The organism is Streptomyces sp. AC558_RSS880, assembly GCF_019049255.1.
Taxonomy (GTDB): domain Bacteria; phylum Actinomycetota; class Actinomycetes; order Streptomycetales; family Streptomycetaceae; genus Streptomyces.
The window spans coordinates 154,149-171,477 of sequence record NZ_JAGMUJ010000161.1 but is presented as its reverse complement, the minus strand read 5'-3'; the positions used below and the strand labels follow the sequence as shown (position 1 = coordinate 171,477).

Annotated in this window: 13 protein-coding genes; 5 read left to right on the top strand and 8 right to left on the bottom strand. The window is 71.9% G+C overall.

The features are described from left to right. Nucleotides 1–65 precede the first annotated feature (65 nt). Genes KUM38_RS36845 through KUM38_RS36835 form a run of 3 tightly spaced genes read right to left on the bottom strand, consistent with a single transcriptional unit; the run spans nt 66 to nt 3,655 of the window. Complete coding sequence (locus KUM38_RS36845; RefSeq protein WP_217136294.1) at nt 66–2,348, bottom strand: ABC transporter permease; 2,283 nt, start codon at nt 2,346–2,348, stop codon at nt 66–68. Between the two features lie 42 nt (nt 2,349–2,390). Continuing rightward, on the bottom strand, nt 2,391–3,143 hold the full coding sequence (locus tag KUM38_RS36840; RefSeq protein ID WP_217136292.1) for an ABC transporter ATP-binding protein: 753 nt from the start codon (nt 3,141–3,143) through the stop codon (nt 2,391–2,393). Next, nucleotides 3,140–3,655 carry a PadR family transcriptional regulator gene (locus KUM38_RS36835; protein WP_217136289.1) on the bottom strand — a complete coding sequence of 172 codons (516 nt, stop codon included), beginning with the start codon at nt 3,653–3,655 and terminating at the stop codon, nt 3,140–3,142. Before KUM38_RS36835 ends, KUM38_RS36840 begins: the two co-directional genes overlap by 4 nt. Before the next feature lie 129 nt (nt 3,656–3,784). Here KUM38_RS36835 and KUM38_RS36830 point away from each other — a divergent pair, with 129 nt between their 5' ends. The 5 genes from KUM38_RS36830 (at nt 3,785) to KUM38_RS36810 (ending at nt 10,426) form a co-directional block, all read left to right on the top strand. Continuing rightward, nucleotides 3,785–5,056 (top strand): ABC transporter substrate-binding protein, encoded by a 1,272-nt coding sequence (locus tag KUM38_RS36830; RefSeq protein WP_217136287.1) that lies wholly within the window; start codon nt 3,785–3,787, stop codon nt 5,054–5,056. Between the two features lie 180 nt (nt 5,057–5,236). Next, nucleotides 5,237–6,859, top strand: coding sequence for a glycoside hydrolase family 13 protein (locus KUM38_RS36825; protein ID WP_217136285.1), 1,623 nt, complete (start codon nt 5,237–5,239; stop codon nt 6,857–6,859). Nucleotides 6,860–6,888: 29 nt separating this feature from the next. Then, nucleotides 6,889–8,217 (top strand): ABC transporter substrate-binding protein, encoded by a 1,329-nt coding sequence (locus KUM38_RS36820; protein ID WP_217136283.1) that lies wholly within the window; start codon nt 6,889–6,891, stop codon nt 8,215–8,217. 5 nt (nt 8,218–8,222) lie between these two features. Then, entirely contained in the window at nt 8,223–9,590 is a 1,368-nt protein-coding gene (locus tag KUM38_RS36815) for an ABC transporter permease subunit (protein ID WP_217136280.1), read from the top strand. Beyond that, nucleotides 9,587–10,426 carry a carbohydrate ABC transporter permease gene (locus KUM38_RS36810; RefSeq protein WP_217136278.1) on the top strand — a complete coding sequence of 280 codons (840 nt, stop codon included), beginning with the start codon at nt 9,587–9,589 and terminating at the stop codon, nt 10,424–10,426. The genes KUM38_RS36815 and KUM38_RS36810 overlap by 4 nt, the downstream gene beginning before the upstream one ends. A gap of 136 nt (nt 10,427–10,562) precedes the next feature. Here KUM38_RS36810 and pgl read toward each other — a convergent pair whose 3' ends face one another. Genes pgl through tkt form a run of 5 tightly spaced genes read right to left on the bottom strand, consistent with a single transcriptional unit; the run spans nt 10,563 to nt 17,162 of the window. Beyond that, nucleotides 10,563–11,348: a 6-phosphogluconolactonase gene (gene pgl / locus KUM38_RS36805; RefSeq protein WP_217136276.1), complete on the bottom strand. Its 786-nt coding sequence runs from the start codon at nt 11,346–11,348 to the stop codon at nt 10,563–10,565. After that, a complete protein-coding gene (gene opcA, locus KUM38_RS36800; protein WP_217136273.1) occupies nt 11,345–12,397 on the bottom strand; it encodes a glucose-6-phosphate dehydrogenase assembly protein OpcA in 1,053 nt (350 codons plus the stop codon). The genes pgl and opcA overlap by 4 nt, the downstream gene beginning before the upstream one ends. Continuing rightward, a complete protein-coding gene (gene zwf / locus KUM38_RS36795) occupies nt 12,394–13,917 on the bottom strand; it encodes a glucose-6-phosphate dehydrogenase (protein WP_217136271.1) in 1,524 nt (507 codons plus the stop codon). The genes opcA and zwf overlap by 4 nt, the downstream gene beginning before the upstream one ends. Before the next feature lie 4 nt (nt 13,918–13,921). Beyond that, the gene (tal, locus tag KUM38_RS36790; protein WP_217136270.1) at nt 13,922–15,040 is read right to left on the bottom strand and encodes a transaldolase; all 1,119 of its coding nucleotides are present in this window, start codon (nt 15,038–15,040) and stop codon (nt 13,922–13,924) included. Nucleotides 15,041–15,074: 34 nt separating this feature from the next. Then, the gene (tkt, locus tag KUM38_RS36785) at nt 15,075–17,162 is read right to left on the bottom strand and encodes a transketolase (RefSeq protein ID WP_217136268.1); all 2,088 of its coding nucleotides are present in this window, start codon (nt 17,160–17,162) and stop codon (nt 15,075–15,077) included. Between the last annotated feature and the right edge of the window lie 167 nt (nt 17,163–17,329).

Here is a 17,329-nt window from a genome sequence, read left to right as displayed (position 1 = left end):
CGCCGCCCGCTTCCCGTGGGATCCCCGGAGATCACCACGGCGGCCGACCGGCCCGGAACCGGGCCTCAGGCCACCGCGCTCAGGGTGTCCGCGAGACGGCGGCGGGCCGCTCGCGCGGCCGGCAGGGCGGCGAGAGCGGCGGCCCCCAGCACCGCCGCCGCGCCGAGCGGCACGAGCAGCGCGGGGGAGGGCAGCTGGGCGATCCCGGCGCCGATGCCGCTCGATCTCCCCTGGGCGTCGATCAGCCAGCGCGCCAGCGGCAGCCCCAGGGCCGTGGCGAGGAGCACGGCCGCCAGGGCCGTACCGGCCGTGGCGGTGACCGTGACGGCGGTGATCTGCCGGGGGGTCAGGCCGATGGCCTTGAGCGCCAGCAGATCGCGTTCGCCCTCGCGGACCGTGCCGCCGATCGCCGTCAGCAGCTCGATCAGCCCGATCAGCGCGAGGACCACGACCAGCCCGAGGACGACCGCGCGCAGCGGGGACAGCTCGTCGGCGGGGTTGGCCACGGTGTGCACGTCCAGGTGGCCGCGGCCCGCCGCGGTCAGCCGCTCGGCGACCGCGGCCGGGTCCGCGCCGGAGTCCAGCCGGAGCTGGTAGAGGGCAGGACGCAGGTCCGGGTCGTTGGCGCGGAGGGTGTCCAGCGAGGTGGAGATGGTCCGGCCGGCGTTCTCCGGCTCGATGCTGCGGCCGACGATGTGCAGGATCTGCGGCCGGTCGCCGACGGTCATCCGCACCCAGTCGCCGACCCGTACGTGCAGCAGGTCGAGCAGCCCCTGCCCGGCCACCGCCTCGTCCGGCCCGCGCGCGGCGCGCCCCTCGGCCAGCGTGAACGGGTACGGCTCCGCACGGGTGCCGAGGCCGCGCAGGGCGATGGTGGCGGTCTGGCCGGGGACCAGCGCGGCCACCTCCACGCCCGGGTAGGCGGCGGCGACCTGAGGGTCGCGCTCCAGCAGCGCGCGGATCTCCCGGTCGCCCAGCGAGGCGTCCGCGCGGACACCGAGCGCCGTGGGCAGCCCCATCCGCTCCGGACTGCTGTGGAAACGGTCGATGGTGGTCCAGGCGCTCAGCGCCACCACGATCAGCAGCAGCGGCAGCGCCAGTCTGCCCACCGCGCCCAGCGAACGCGGCCGGCGGGCGAACGCCTTGTGCCAGCCCAGGACCAGCGCCGGCGGCACCCGCGCCCCCAGCGCCCGCCGCGCCACACCGGTCAGCCGCCCGGCCGGGTGTGCCGCCGGTCGCGGCACCGGCACCGGCGGGACCCGTCCCGCCCGCCAGGCGGCCAGCCCGGTGGTCGCGCCGATGAACAGCACCGCCCCGACCGGTACGACGAACAGCGCCGCGGTGTGTCCGGGCAGCCCCTGCCACACGTCGACCGCGTCCCCGAGCCGTCCCGGCACCGCGCCGCCCAGCGCCTCGGTGAGCACGGCGGCGGCCACGGCACCGAGCAGGGCGTAGAGCAGGTGCTGGACCAGGAAGACGCGGACGACCTGGCCGGGTGTGAAACCGATCGCCTTGAGGATCGAGATGTCCCGCAGATGCCCCCGGATCCGGGTGGTGATCGCTCCGTGCACGGCGAACCCGGCGGCGGCCAGCGCGCCCAGACCGAACAGCCCGAGCACCTGCCCGAGCAGCCGGTTGTCGCCCTGCGCCTCGGCGCGCGCCTGCTGCCAGGTGGCCACCTCGCCGATCGCCCCGGCGCCCAGCTCGGTCACCGCCCGCTGCACGGCGTACCCGGTGTCGCCCGGGTCGGTCAGCCGCAGCCCGACCACCCGGCCGCCCGGGTCCGGCACCGCCGACGGCAGGGCCCACACCAGGCCCGCCCGCTCACCCGGCCGGTAGCGCGGCTCGGCGCTGTCGGCGACGCCCACCACGGTCAGCCGCCGCGCGGTACCGGGCACGGTGAGCGTGTCACCGGGGGCGGTCAGCAGCGCACGCGCGAGCCGGCTCTCCAGGACCACGCCGTCGGGGGTCGCCGGGTCCAGCCAGCGCCCCGAGGTGATCAGCGGGCGGCCCACCCCGGGCGTCCCGGAGGTGCCGCGCAGTTCCACGGAGGCCCGGCCGCCCACCGAGGCGAGGGTGAGCGCGGCCGTCGGGTAGGGGCCGGCGACGGACTCCACGCCGTCCAGGCCGGCCAGCCTCCCCGCGTCGGCGGAGGCGGTGGTGTGCAGCGTGACGTGCGCGCCGCGCGCCTGGGCGAAGACGCGCTGCCAGGGGTTGGTGGCGTACCCGAACAGGGCCGTGGCCAGCAGCAGGGACGCGACGATGCCCGCGGTGGCGAGCACCAGGAACAGCGCCTCGCCGCGGTGCGTGCGCAGATCGGAGTGTGCCCAGCGCAGGGTGGCTCGCACGGGCCTCAGCCCCTCGGCGCGGATCGGTCGTGGACGCGCATGTCAGTCCTTGAGCTCCAGCACACCGGACGCCCCGGTCCGGCGCGGCGGTGCGCCGCCGTCGAGCGCGGCGTCGTCGGCGATCCGGCCGTCGAAGAAGCTGATCACCCGGTCCGCCGCGCTCGCCAGCCGCGCGTCGTGCGTGACCAGCAGGATCGTCTGCCCACGCGCGTGGAAGCGGGAGAGCAGCCGCATCACCTCGCGGGTGCCCTTGCTGTCCAGGCTGCCCGCGGGCTCGTCGGCCAGCAGCAGCGGCGGATGGTTGACCAGCGCGCGGGCCAGCGCGACCCGCTGCTGCTCACCGCCGGACAGCTCGCCCGGCATGCTGCGCTCCTTGCCCTCGAGGCCCAGCTCGGCCAGGAGTTCCTCCCGCCCGGCGCGCGCCTTCTTCGGCGGCACCCCGGCGAGCAGGGCGGGCAGCTCCACGTTGTCGGCGACCGACAGGTCGGACACCAGGTTGAAGAACTGGAAGACGATCCCGATCCGTTTGCGGCGCTCCACCGCCCAGCGGGCCTCGCCGTAGCCGTCCGTGCACGCGCCGTCCAGCCAGATGCTGCCCGCGTCGGGCCGCTGGAGCCCGCCGAGCAGGTGCAGCAGCGTCGACTTGCCCGCACCGGACGGGCCGGTGATCGCCACGAACTCGCCGCGCGCCACCCGCAGGTCGACGCCGCGCACGGCGTGCGCCGGGGCGCCCTCGCCGTGGTGCGTCTTGACCAGGCCCTCGGCGCGCAGCACGGGAGCGTCGCTCTCGCTCACGGAAGCTCCTCCAGCTCCTCCTGGCACCGCTCCAGCCAGTCGAGGTCGGCCTGCAGGTGCAGCATCGCGCCCTCGATCAGCAGGTGGGAGATGCGGTTGTCCCGGTCTTCGGCGGCGGCCAGCTTCGACAACTGCCGCATGGTGTTCAGGTACTGGCGCCGCTGCCGGTTGATCAGCGCGATCCGGTCGGCGAGACCGGTCTGCGGGGCCAGGGCCAGTTTCATGAAGAACTCGTCCCGCACCCGCGGCTCGTCCGCCGTCTCCTCGTACCAGGCGCGCAGCGCCTCCCGCCCGGCGTCGGTGAGGTGGTAGACCTTCTTGTTGGGTCGGCTCGACTGCTCGACGTCCTCGCCCTCGATCAGTCCCGACTTCTCGAGGCGGCCGAGGGTGACGTAGATCTGGCCGACGTTCGGCTGAGGGTACGCGGAGCCCAGCAGTTGCTCAAGGTCCTGCTTGAGCTCGTAGCCGTGGGCCGGGCCACGGGCGAGCAGCGCCAGGAGGGGCAGCCGCACTCGCGCTCTCCTCCTCGCGTCCTGTGGGCAATGTGCCGCAGGCCCTAGTATCGCGCATACCTAACGGGTATACATGGCCTCTGACCCCCGGACGATGATGCCCGGGTGCCGGTGTACAGGGAGGAACCTATGCGGTGGATCCATGCCGCGGGTAGGGGCCTCCTCGTCCTGATCGTCGTCCTGACCGGTCACGTCGCCTCCGGGGCGCGGGCCGGGGAGGCCGGCGGGGACGGGCGGGGACCGCTCACCCTGGCCACCGCCGGCGACCTCACCGGCTACCTCGGCTCCGTGCTGGAGGGCTGGAACCGCACCCACCCCGGCGAGGAGGTCACCCTCGTCGAGCTGCCCGACTCCGCCGACGAGACCCGCGCGCAGATGATCACCGACCTGCGCGGCGGCGAGCGCGGCCGGTTCGACGTGCTCAACATCGACGTCAGCTGGACCTCGGAGTTCGCCGCCGCCGGCTGGATCCGTCCGCTGCCCCGCGACCGCTTCCCGCTCGGCACCTTCCTGCCCCGGGTCGTGGACACGGCGACGTACGACGGACGCCTGTACGCCGTCCCGTACGTCACCAACGCCGGGCTGCTCCTCTACCGCGAGGACGTCCTCGCCGAGGCGGGCGTCCCGCCGCCGCGCACCTGGGCCGAGCTGGAGCGGGCCGCGAAGACCCTCGCCCCGGAGCACGGCCTCGACGGCTACGCCGGCCAGTTCCTGCCCTACGAGGGCCTCACCGTCAACGCGGCCGAGGCCGTCTACTCGGCGGGCGGCACCGTCCTCGGCGACGAGGGCGAACGCGTCACCGTGAACTCGCGGGCGGCCCGGGACGGCATCGGCTTCCTCGCCCGCGGAATCCGCGAGGGCTGGATCCCCCGGGAGGCGCTGGCGTACAAGGAGGAGGAGTCCAAGCAGGCCTTCCAGGACGGCCGGCTGCTCTTCCTGCGCAACTGGCCCTACGCCTACGTCGCCGCCTCCGCCCCGGGCTCGAAGGTGGCCGGCAAGGTCGGCGCCGTACCGCTGCCGGGGCCGGACGGTCCGGGCACGAGCGTCCTCGGCGGCTCCAACCTGGCCGTCGGCAGCCACGCCCGGCACCCCGACTCCGCCGCGCGCCTGATCGCGTACCTCACCGGCGAGCGCGTGCAGCGCCAGGTCCTCACCCGCGGCGCGCTGCCGCCCGTACGGGCCGACCTGTACGAGGATCCGGAACTGGTCCGGCGGTTCCCGTACCTGCCGACCCTGCGCGAGAGCGTGCTCGCCGCCGCTCCGCGCCCCAAGAGCCCGCGCTACGACCAGGTGAGCCTGGTGGTGCAGGCGGTGGTGCACGACGCGATGACCGGGCGGCAGACGCCCGGGGCCGCGGTGCGCCGGCTGGCGGCCGAGCTCGCCGCCGTCTCCTCGCGATAACGCTCCCCCTAGTTACATGTTAGGTAACGCGGACATCTCAAACGTGCCCGTTGTGCCCGCTTAAGTCACCCTATGGGCTCCTCAACTCCGCAGTAGCTTCCGTACGTTCATTGACACCTTCGCGACACCGCTACTTAACATGCATGCATAACGAGCACTCCTCACAGACAGGTCAATGGGGTGAACAGGCACCACTGGTGGCGTGACGCGGTGATCTATCAGGTGTACGTCCGCAGCTTCCTGGACAGCACCGGTGACGGCATCGGCGATCTCGCCGGGGTCAGGGCGGGACTGCCGTACCTGAAGAAGCTCGGCGTGGACGGGATCTGGCTGAGCCCCTTCTACCCCTCGCCGCAGCACGACCACGGCTACGACGTGGCCGACTACACCGGCGTCGACCCGGTCTTCGGCGACCTCGCCGAGTTCGACCTGCTGGTCGACGCCGCCCGGCGGCTCGGCGTCAAGGTGCTGCTGGACATCGTCCCCAACCACTGCTCCAGCGAGCACCCCTGGTTCCGCGCGGCCCTCGCCGCCGGCCCCGGCAGCCCCGAACGGGCCCGCTTCCACTTCGCCGACGGCCGCGGCCCCGACGGCGCCGAGCCGCCCAACAACTGGCACGCCATGTTCGGCGGCCCCGCCTGGACCCGGGTCACCGAGCCGGACGGCCGGCCCGGCCAGTGGTACCTGCACATGTTCACGCCCGAACAGCCGGACTGGAACTGGCGCGAGCCCGAGGTGGCCGCCGAGTTCGACCGGATACTCCGCTTCTGGCTGGACCGGGGCGCCGACGGCTTCCGCATCGACGTCGCCGCCGGCCTCTACAAACACCCCGAACTGCCCGACTCCCCGGACCCGGAGGCCGACGCCCGCACCCGCGACTCGGTCAACCCGCTCGCCTGGAACCAGCCCGAGGTGCACGAGGTGTGGCGGCACTGGCGCGCGGTGTGCGAGGAGTACACCGCCCGCGACGGCCGCGAACGCCTCCTGGTCGGCGAGGTCTCCGTCCCCACCGCCCGCGAACACGCCCGCTACGTCCGCGCGGACGAACTCCACCAGGCCTTCTTCTTCGACCTCCTCGGCGCCCCCTGGGACGCCGACGCCTTCCGCAAGGTCGTCTCCGAGGCCATGCAGGACATCGCCGGCACCGGCTCCACCGTCACCTGGGTCCTCAACAACCACGACCAGGTCCGCACCGTCACCCGCTACGGCGAACCCGCCCCGGAAGGCAGCGGACTCGGCCCCGCCCGCGCCCGCGCCGCCGCCCTGCTGATGCTGGCGCTGCCCGGGGCCGCGTACATCTACCAGGGCGAGGAACTGGGCCTGCCCGAGGTCGTGGACCTGCCCGACGACGTGCTCACCGACCCGATCTTCCGCCGCACCGGCAGCCGCGCCCGGGTCCGCGACGGCTGCCGGGTGCCGCTGCCCTGGTCCGGACAGGCCTCACCGTTCGGCTTCACCTCCGGCGCCGAGGGCGTACGGCCCTGGCTGCCGCAGCCCGAGTGGTTCGCCGAGCACGCCACCGACCGGGCGCTGGCCGACACCCGCTCCTTCTGGCACCTCTACCGCGACGGCCTGCAACTGCGTGCCGCACTGGACCAGTTGGGCGAGGGCACGCTCCGCTGGCTGGACACCCAGCCCGGCGTCCTCGCCTTCACCCGCGGCGACGACCTCGTCTGCGCCGTCAACTTCGGCACCGCCCCCGTACCCGCCCCGGTCGCCGGCACCCCGCTGCTCGCCAGCGGCCCCTGCCCGCCCGGGACGCTCCCCGGCTCCACCGCCGCCTGGTGGATCGACGGCTCCTGAAACCCCGTACCCACGAAGGGACATCGACGATGATGCGACGACGTACCACCCTGCTCACCGGATGCACCGCCCTCGTCCTCGCGCTCGGCGCGACCGCCTGCGGCAACGGCGAACCCGTCGCGGCCGGCGGCGGCGACCAGGCACTCAGCGGCCAGACCGTCACCGTCGCCGGCGTCTGGTCCGGCAGCGAGCAGAAGAACTTCCAGAAGGTGCTCGACGCCTTCACCGAGAAGACCGGCGCCAAGACCGCCTTCGTCTCCACCGGCGACAACGTCTCCACCGTCGTCGGCAGCAAGATCGAGGGCGGCAACGCCCCCGACGTCGTCATGGTCCCGCAGGTCGGCGTGCTCAAGCAGTTCGCGGAGAAGGGCTGGCTCAAGCCGCTGGACAAGAAGGTCCAGGGCACGGTGTCGGCCAACTTCGCCAAGGTCTGGCAGGACTACGGCAGCGTCGACGGCACCCTGTACGGCCTCTACTTCAAGGCCGCCCACAAGTCGACCGTCTGGTACAGCCCCGAGGCCCTCGAACAGGCCGGCGTCACCCCGCCGAAGACGTACGACGCCATGCTGGAGAACGGACGGACCATCTCCGACTCCGGCCTCGCCGCCTTCTCGGTGGCCGGCCAGGACGGCTGGACGCTCACCGACTGGTTCGAGAACGTCTACCTCTCCCAGGCCGGACCCGAGAAGTACGACGCCCTCGCCGCGCACGAGCTGAAGTGGACCGACCCGACCGTGGTCGAGGCGCTCACCACCCTCGGCAAGCTCTTCAAGGACGAGCAACTCGTCGCGGGTGGCCGGAAGCAGGCCCTCAACACCGACTTCCCCGGCTCCGTGGAGAAGGTCTTCGGGCCCGAGGCGGAGGCCGCCATGGTGTACGAGGGCGACTTCGTCGCCGGTGTCGCCAAGGACCAGTTCGGCAGGACCATCGGCACCGACGCGGACTTCTTCCCCTTCCCGCCGGTCGACGACGGCAAGGCGCCCGTGGTCAGCGGCGGCGACGCGGCCGTCGTCCTCAAGGACGGCAAGAACAGCGAGGCCGGCATGGCGCTCGTGGAGTACCTCGCCGGCCCGGAGGCCGCCGCCGTGTGGGCCGAGGCGGGCGGCTTCCTCTCCCCGAACAAGAAGCTCGACCTCTCCTCCTACGGCGACGACGTCACCCGCGCCACCGCCGAGTCCCTGATCGAGGCCGGTGACTCGGTCCGCTTCGACATGTCCGACCAGGCCCCCGCGGCCTTCGGCGGCACCAAGGGCACCGGCGAGTGGAAGATCCTCCAGGACTTCCTGCGCGACCCGGCCGACCCGGAGAAGACCGCCGCCGAGCTCGAGGACGCCGCGGCCAAGGCGTACGGGAACTGACGGCCATGACCGCCACACTGGTGAAGGAGACGAGCACCCCGGCGCCCGCGCACCCCGACGGCGCGCACGGCAGGCGCCTGCGCCGGCGGGGGCGCGTCGTCGCCCTGCTGTTCGCGCTCCCCGCGCTGCTCCTGCTGGGCGCGCTGGTCGTGTACCCGGTGCTGTTCTCCGTCGGCCGCAGCTTCTTCGACGCCTCCGGCACCGCGTTCGTGGGCGGCGAGAACTACGCCGAGATGTTCCGCGACCCGACCACCCTCAAGGCCATCCGGAACACCGCGATCTGGGTCGTCGTGGCGCCGACGCTGCTGACCGGGCTCGGGCTGATCCTGGCCGTCCTGGTCGAGAAGGTCCGCTGGGCCACCGCGTTCAAACTGCTGCTGTTCATGCCGATGGCGGTGTCCTTCCTCGCCGCCGGCATCATCTTCCGGCTCGCCTACGACGACGACCCGGACAAGGGCGTGCTCAACGCGGCCGTGGTGTCCGTGCACGACGCCTTCAAGGGCACGTCCTCCTATCCGACCGCCCGCGCGCGGGACGGTGAGGGGCTGACCGAGGCGGCGGACGGGTCGTACGTCACCGGTGCGGACGTCTCGCCCGGCGGGACGGCGGCGGTGCTGGGGCTGGTCGGGGTGGCTCCCAAGGACCTGCCGGGGGATGCCGGACCCGCCGCTGCCGCCGCGGGGGAGAAGGCCGGCGCCGACGAGGTGCGCGGTGTGGTGTACCTCGACTTCACGCCCGGCGGGGGAGGGGAGCCGGGGGTGGTCGACCGGGAGGAGAGCGGACTGCCCGGAGTCACGGTCGAAGCGGTGCGCGGCGGGGAGACGGTCGCCCGTACGACCACTGCCGCTGACGGCTCGTTCCGTCTCACCGGGCTGGACAGCGGCTCGTACGCCTTGAAGCTGCCGTCGTCCAATTTCGCGGCGCCCTACGACGGCATCTCCTGGCTCGGTCCGGCGCTCGTCACCCCGGCGATCATCGGGGCGTACCTGTGGATCTGGACCGGGTTCGCGATGGTGCTGATCGGGGCGGGGCTGTCCACCCTGCCGCGGGACGCGCTGGAGGCGGCGCGGATGGACGGGGCCAATGAGTGGCAGATCTTCCGGCGGATCACCGTTCCGTTGCTCGCGCCTGTTCTCACCGTGGTGTTCGTGACGCTGGTGATCAACGTGATGAAGGTCTTCGACCTCGTCTACATCATCGCGCCCGGGCCCGTGCAGGAGGACGCGACCGTGCTCGCGACGCAGATGTGGCTGGTGTCGTTCGGCGGCGGCAACAACCAGGGGCTGGGCAGTGCGCTGGGCGTGCTGCTGCTGCTCCTGGTCATTCCGGCCATGGTGTTCAACGTCCGTCGTTTTCGGAGGAGTCAGCGGTGAGCGCGGTGCGGCGTGTCCTGGGTAACGCGGTGGTGCAGGCGTTCCTGGTGGTGATCGGGCTGGTGTGGATGACTCCGCTGGCCGGGTTGTTCCTGTCCTCGCTGCGGTCGGCCGAGGAGACGGCGGAGGGGGGCTGGTGGACCGTGTTCACCAGCCCGGGGGAGTTGTCCTTCGAGAACTACTCGGCGCTGCTGGGGAATGCGGGGATCACGCAGGCGTTCTGGAACACGGTGCTGATCTCGGTGCCGACCACTGTGTTGGTGGTGGTTGTGGCCGCGCTCGCCGGATATGCCTTCGCGTGGCTGGACTTCCCTGGGCGGGAGCCGGTCTTCCTCGTTGTGGTCGCGTTGTTGGTCGTGCCCGTGCAGATCGGGTTGCTGCCGGTCGCCAAGCTCTTCGGGCAGCTCGGGTTGTTCGGGACCATTCCCGGTGTCGTGCTGTTCCACGTGGCGTACGGGCTGCCGTTCGCGGTGTTCCTGCTGCGGAACTACTTCGCGGAGATGCCGAAGGAGATGCTGGAGGCCGCGCGGATGGACGGGGGGAGCGAGTGGCGGATCTTCACGCGGCTGGTGCTGCCGGTGGGGCGGCCGGCGATCGCCAGTCTCGCGATCTTCCAGTTCCTGTGGGTGTGGAACGACATGCTGGTGGCGTTGTTGTTCGCGGACAGTTCCTCGCAGCCGTTGACGGTGCAGCTTCAGTCGCAGATTCGGCAGTTCGGCAGCAACATCGATGTGCTGGCGCCTGGGGCGTTTCTGTCGCTGGTGGTGCCGGTTGTCGTGTTCTTCGCGTTCCAGCGGCACTTCGTACAGGGGGTCATGGCGGGGTCCGTGAAGTAGAGGGTGGGGCGGGAGGGTTTTTCGCCCCGCCGCCCCTTCCCTTCCCGTCCCCGGGGCTGCGCCCCGGACCCCCCTTCGGCCCTGAACGGGCCTTGTCCTCAAACTCCCCAGAGAGGGTGCCCCCAGACGGGCTGACTCAAGCCGACGCTTGTGGGTACAGCTCGCGTGGCAGTTGTGAGGCCGCCGCCCTGTCCAGGAGCCACAGGGTGCGGGTGCGGCCGTACGCGCCCGCTGCCGGGGCCTGGATCTCTCCCGCGCCCGAGAGGGCGATCTCCGCCGCCTCCGCCTTGTCCTCGCCGGCCGCCAGGAGCCAGACCTCGCGGGCCGCGCGGATCGCGGGGAGGGTCAACGTGACCCTGGTCGGCGGGGGTTTGGGGGCGCCGTGGACGCCCACCACCGTGCGTTCCGTTTCGCGGACCGCCGGGAGTTCCGGGAAGAGGGACGCCACGTGCGTGTCCGGGCCGACGCCCAGCATCAGGACGTCGAAGGTCGGGACCGGGCCGTGGTTGGAGGGGTCCGCGGCGGCGGCCAGTTCCTCGGCGTAGGCCGCCGCCGCGGCGTCCACGTCCGTGCCGTGCGGGCCGTCCGACGCGGGCATGGCGTGCACGCGCTTCGGGTCCAGCGGCACCGCGTCGAGCAGCGCCTCACGGGCCTGGGTGACATTGCGCTCCGGGTCGCCCTCCGGGAGGAAGCGCTCATCGCCCCACCACAGGTCGAGGCGGGCCCAGTCGATCGCGTCCCGCGCCGGGGCGGCGGCCAGCGCGGCCAGCAGGCCGTTGCCGTTGCGGCCGCCGGTCAGGACCACGGACGCCGAACCCCGCGAGGCCTGCGCGTCCACGATCTTCGTGATCAGCCGGGCCGCCGCGGCCTGCGCCATCAGCTCCTTGTCCCGGTGCACGACCAGCTGCGGTGCCGTACTCACTTCGCCGCCGCCTTCTTCACCGGGGCCTGCGCCGTCGCCTCGGCCGCGGGAGCTTTCGCAGCCGACTCGACGGGCGCGGGGACCGCTTCCCGTTCTCCTTTGGCCGGAGCGTCACCCTCACCCGACGACTTCAGGCGCTCCACGCCGTAGCGCAGCGCCGAGGCGTACGTGTCGTCCGGGTCCAGACGGCGCAGCTCCTCCGCGATCAGCTCCGCCGTGTCGCGGCGCTTCAGCGCCACCGCACGCTTCGGCTGACCCTGGATGGACAGCGTCGCCAGCGAACCGTCGGCGCGGTCCAGCACGATCGGCCCGCAGTCGGTGTCCATGCGGACCGCCGTGAGCCCCGGCCCACCGGAGTGCGAGCGCTTGACGGGGACGTTCAGCCGGTCCGCGAGCCACATCGCCAGCAGCTCGCAGCTCGGGTTGAACTCCTCGCCCTCCACCTCGACGCCCTGCACCTCGCAGGCGATCTGGTCCAGCGCCGCGGCCAGCATCGAACGCCAGGGCGTGATGCGGGTCCACGACAGGTCCGTGTCGCCGGGGGTGTAGGCGTCGGCGCGGGCGGCGAGCTCCTCCACCGGCTTCTCGCAGGCGTAGGTGTCGGTCACCCTGCGCTGGGCCAGCGCGCCCAGCGGGTCCTTCGCCGGGTCCAGCGGGGCGTTGACCGGCCACCAGACCACCACCGGGGCGTCCGGCAGCAGCAGCGGCAGCACCACCGACTGGGCGTGGTCGACGACCTCGCCGTAGAGGCGGAGCACGACGGTCTCGCCGGTGCCGGCGTCCGCGCCGACCCGCACCTCGGCGTCGAGGCGGGACTGGGTGCGGTCACGGGGAGAGCGGGAGACGCGCTTGACGACCACCAGCGTGCGCGAGGGGTGCTCGCGCGAGGCGTCGCCGGCCGCCTTCAGCGCGTCGTAGGCGTTCTCCTCGTCCGTGACGATGACCAGCGTGAGCACCATGCCGACGGCCGGTGTGCCGATGGCCCGGCGGGCCTGCACCAGCGCCTTGTTGATCTTGCTGGCCGTGGTGTCCGTGAGGTCTGTCTTCATGGCCGGCGCCAGCTCCGTCCGTCTCGCTCGAGCATTTCGTCCGCCTCGACGGGTCCCCACGTTCCGGCCGGGTACTGGGCCGGCTTGCCGTTGGTGTCCCAGTACTCCTCGATCGGGTCGAGGATCTTCCAGGACAGCTCGACCTCCTCCGTGCGCGGGAAGAGGTTGGAGTCGCCGAGCAGGACGTCCAGGATCAGGCGCTCGTACGCCTCCGGGCTGGACTCGGTGAACGACTCGCCGTAGGCGAAGTCCATCGACACGTCCCGGATCTCCATCGACGTGCCCGGCACCTTGGAGCCGAACCGGACCGTGACGCCCTCGTCCGGCTGGACGCGGATGACGATCGCGTTGGAGCCCAGCTCCTCGGTGGCCGTGGTGTCGAAGGGGGAGTGCGGCGCCCGCTGGAAGACCACCGCGATCTCGGTGACCCGCCGGCCCAGCCGCTTGCCGGTGCGCAGGTAGAAGGGGACGCCCGCCCAGCGGCGGTTGTCGATGCCCAGCTTGATCGCGGCGTAGGTGTCGGTCTTCGAGGAGGCGTCGATGCCCTCCTCCTCCAGGTACCCGACCGCCTTCGCGCCGCCCTGCCAGCCGGCCGCGTACTGCCCGCGCACGGTGTCCCGGCCCAGGTCCTTCGGCAGCCGCACGGCACCGAGCACCTTGGTCTTCTCCGCCGCCAGCGCGTCCGCGTCGAAGGAGGCCGGCTCCTCCATCGCGGTGAGCGCCAGCAGCTGCAGCAGGTGGTTCTGGATGACGTCACGGGCGGCGCCGATGCCGTCGTAGTACCCGGCCCGGCCGCCGATGCCGATGTCCTCGGCCATGGTGATCTGCACGTGGTCGACGAACGACCGGTTCCATATCGGCTCGAACATCGTGTTGGCGAAGCGCAGCGCCAGGATGTTCTGGACCGTCTCCTTGCCCAGGTAGTGGTCGATGCGGAAGACCTGGTCCGGGGCGAAGACCTCGTGGACGATCGCGTTCAGTTCCTCGGCCGACCTCAGGTCGTGCCCGAACGGCTTCTCGATCACCGCACGGCGCCAGGAGCCGTCCTTCTGGTCGGCCAGCCCGTGCTTCTTCAGCTGCTGGATGACCACCGGGAACGAACGCGGCGGCACCGACAGGTAGAAGGCGAAGTTGCCGCCCGTGCCCTGCGCCTTGTCCAGCTCCTCGATCGTGGAGCGCAGCCGCTCGAACGACTCGTCGTCGTCGAAGGTGCCCTGCACGAAGCGCATGCCCTGGATGAGCTGCTGCCAGACCTCCTCGCGGAAGGGGGTGCGGGCGTGCTCCTTGACCGCGTCGTGGACCTCCTGGGCGAAGTCCTCGTTCGCCCACTCCCGGCGGGCGAACCCCACCAGCGAGAAGCCCGGCGGCAGCAGGCCCCGGTTGGCGAGGTCGTACACGGCCGGCATCAGCTTCTTGCGGGACAGGTCGCCCGTCACGCCGAAGATGACCAGGCCCGACGGCCCCGCGATGCGCGGGAGCCGTCGGTCCGCCGGGTCACGCAGCGGGTTGCTGCTCGACAAGGTCTCAGCCCTCCGAGGGGGCGAGGCGCTGGAGCTCCGCCTCGGTCGACTTCAGCAGGTCGTTCCAGGAGCCCTCGAACTTGTCGACGCCCTCGTCCTCGAGGAGCTGCACCACCTCGTCGTACGAGATGCCGAGCGCCTCGACCGCGTCCAGGTCGGCGCGGGCCTGCTCGTAGGTGCCGGAGACGGCGTCGCCCCGGATCTCGCCCTGCTCCTCGGTGGCGGCCAGCGTCGCCTCCGGCATGGTGTTCACCGTGTTCGGCGCCACCAGCTCGTCGACGTACATCGTGGCCTTGTACGCCTTGTCCTTCACACCGGTCGACGCCCACAGCGGACGCTGCTTGTTGGCGCCCTCGCGCTCCAGCGCGCTCCAGCGGTCGGTCGAGAAGACCTCCTCGTACGCCTGGTAGGCCAGGCGCGCGTTGGCGATGGCGGCCTTGCCGCGCAGTGCCTTGGCCTCGTCGGTGCCGAGCGCGTCGATCCGCTTGTCGATCTCGGTGTCCACGCGGGACACGAAGAAGGACGCCACGGAGTGGATCTTCGACAGGTCCAGGCCGCGCTCCTTGGCCTTCTCCAGACCGGTCAGGAACGCGTCCATGACCTTGCGGTAGCGCTCCAGGGAGAAGATCAGCGTCACGTTGACGCTGATGCCCAGACCGATGACCTCGGCGATCGCCGGGATGCCGGCCTCGGTCGCCGGGATCTTGATCAGCGTGTTGGGCCGGTCCACCAGCCATGCCAGCTGCTTGGCCTCGGCGACCGTCGCACGGGTGTTGTGCGCCAGACGCGGGTCGACCTCGATCGAGACCCGGCCGTCCCGGCCGTCGGTGGCGTCGAAGACCGGGCGCAGGATGTCGGCGGCGTCGCGGACGTCCGCCGTGGTGATCATGCGGATGGCCTCTTCGACGGTGACCTTGCGGGCGGCGAGGTCGGCCAGCTGCGTGTCGTAGCCGTCGCCCTCGGAGATCGCCTTCTGGAAGATCGTCGGGTTGGTGGTGACGCCCACGACGTGCTGCTGGTCCATCAGCTCGGCGAGGTTGCCGGACGTGATCCGCTTGCGCGACAGGTCGTCCAGCCAGATCGCGACGCCTTCCTCGGAAAGGCGCTTCAGTGCGTCCGTCATGGAAATTCCATCTCCTACGTGTCGTGTATGGGCGTCAGCGCTGGGCTGCGGCGATCGATTCCCGCGCGACGGCGGCCACGTTCTCGGCGGTGAAGCCGAACTCCTCGAACAGCACCTTGCCGTCGGCGGAGGCACCGAAGTGCTCCAGGGAGACGATCCGGCCGGCGTCCCCGACGTACTTGTGCCAGGTGAGGCCGATGCCGGCCTCGACGGCCACGCGTGCCTTGACGGCCGGCGGCAGGACGCTGTCCCGGTACCCCTGGTCCTGCTCCTCGAACCACTCCACGGACGGCATGGACACCACGCGCGTGGGCACGCCGTCCGCCTGCAGCCGCTCGCGCGCCCCGACGGCGACGTGCACCTCGGAACCGGTCGCGATCAGCACGACCTGCGGCTCGCCGCCCTCGGCGTCGAACAGCACGTAGCCGCCCTTGGCCGCGTCCTCGTTGGGCTCGTACGTCGGCACGCCCTGGCGGGTCAGCGCCAGACCGTGCGGGGCGCCCTTGCCGAACTCCTTCGTCCAGCGGCTGAGGATCTCCCGCCAGGCGATCGCGGTCTCGTTGGCGTCCGCCGGGCGGACCACGTTCAGGCCCGGGATGGCGCGCAGCGAGGCCAGGTGCTCGACCGGCTGGTGCGTCGGGCCGTCCTCGCCCAGGCCGATGGAGTCGTGCGTCCACACGTACGTCACCGGCAGGTGCATCAGCGCCGACAGGCGCACCGCGTTGCGCATGTAGTCGGAGAACACCAGGAAGGTGCCGCCGTAGATCCGGGTGTTGCCGTGCAGCGCGATGCCGTTCATCTCCGCGGCCATGGCGTGCTCGCGGATGCCGAAGTGGATCGTGCGGCCGTACGGGTTGGCCTCGGGCAGCGGGTTGCCGGCCGGGAGGAACGACGACGTCTTGTCGATCGTGGTGTTGTTGGAGCCCGCCAGGTCGGCCGAGCCGCCCCACAGCTCCGGGATCACCGCGCCGAGCGCCTGCAGCACCTTGCCGGAGGCGGCACGGGTGGCCACGCCCTTGCCCGGCTCGAACACCGGGATCTTCTCCTGCCAGCCCTCGGGCAGCTCACCGGCGGCGATCCGGTCGTACTCGGCGGCACGCCCGGGGTTGTTGTCCCGCCACTGCTGGAAGGACTTCTCCCACACCGCGCGGGCCGCCTGGCCCCGCTCCAGCGCCTTGCGGGTGTGGCCGATGACCTCGTCGGTGACCTCGAAGCTCTGCTCCGGGTCGAAGCCCAGGACGCGCTTGGTGGCCGCGACCTCGTCGTCGCCCAGCGCCGAGCCGTGCGCGGCCTCGGTGTTCTGCGCGTTGGGGGCGGGCCAGGCGATGATCGACCGCATGGCGATGAAGGACGGCTTGTCCGTGACCTTCTTCGCCTCCTGGATCGCGTCGTAGATCGCGTTCGGGTCCAGGTCGCCGTCCGGCTTCGGGGCCACCCGCTGGACGTGCCAGCCGTAGGCCTCGTACCGCTTGACGACGTCCTCGGAGACGGCCGTCTCCGTGTCACCCTCGATGGAGATGTGGTTGTCGTCCCACAGCAGCACCAGGTTGCCCAGCTTCTGGTGCCCGGCCAGCGAGGACGCCTCGGCGGAGATGCCCTCCTGGAGGCAGCCGTCACCGGCGATGCAATAGACGAAGTGGTCGAAGGGCGACTCCCCCGGGGCGGCCTCCGGGTCGAACAGACCGCGCTCGTAACGCGCGGCCATCGCCATGCCCACGGCGTTGGCGACACCCTGGCCCAGCGGGCCGGTCGTGGTCTCCACGCCCGTGGTGTGCCCGTACTCCGGGTGGCCCGGCGTCTTCGAGCCCCAGGTGCGGAACGCCTTCAGGTCGTCCAGCTCCAGGCCGAAGCCGGCCAGGTACAGCTGGGTGTAGAGGGTCAGGGACGAATGGCCGGCGGACAGCACGAAACGGTCGCGCCCGACCCAGTCGGCATCCGCCGGGTCGTGCCGCATCACCTTCTGGAAGAGGGTGTAGGCGGCAGGCGCCAGGCTCATCGCCGTACCAGGATGGCCGTTACCGACCTTCTGTACGGCATCGGCGGCCAGGACGCGGGCGGTGTCGACGGCCCGCTGGTCCAACTCGGTCCACTCGAGGTCTGTGGTGGTCGGCTTGGTGCTCACCCTGAGTCAGGGCTCCTCTCCACATGGATTCGGACGGCCGGTGACTGCCCACCGGCGAGGTCGAGCCTACCCCCGTAGGACGTGCCTTTTTCCAGGTCGTTCCAGAGTGCGGGCGCTCCCGTGGATCCGCCTCCTGACCGGTCCGTTTTCCCCATTCGGCAGATGAA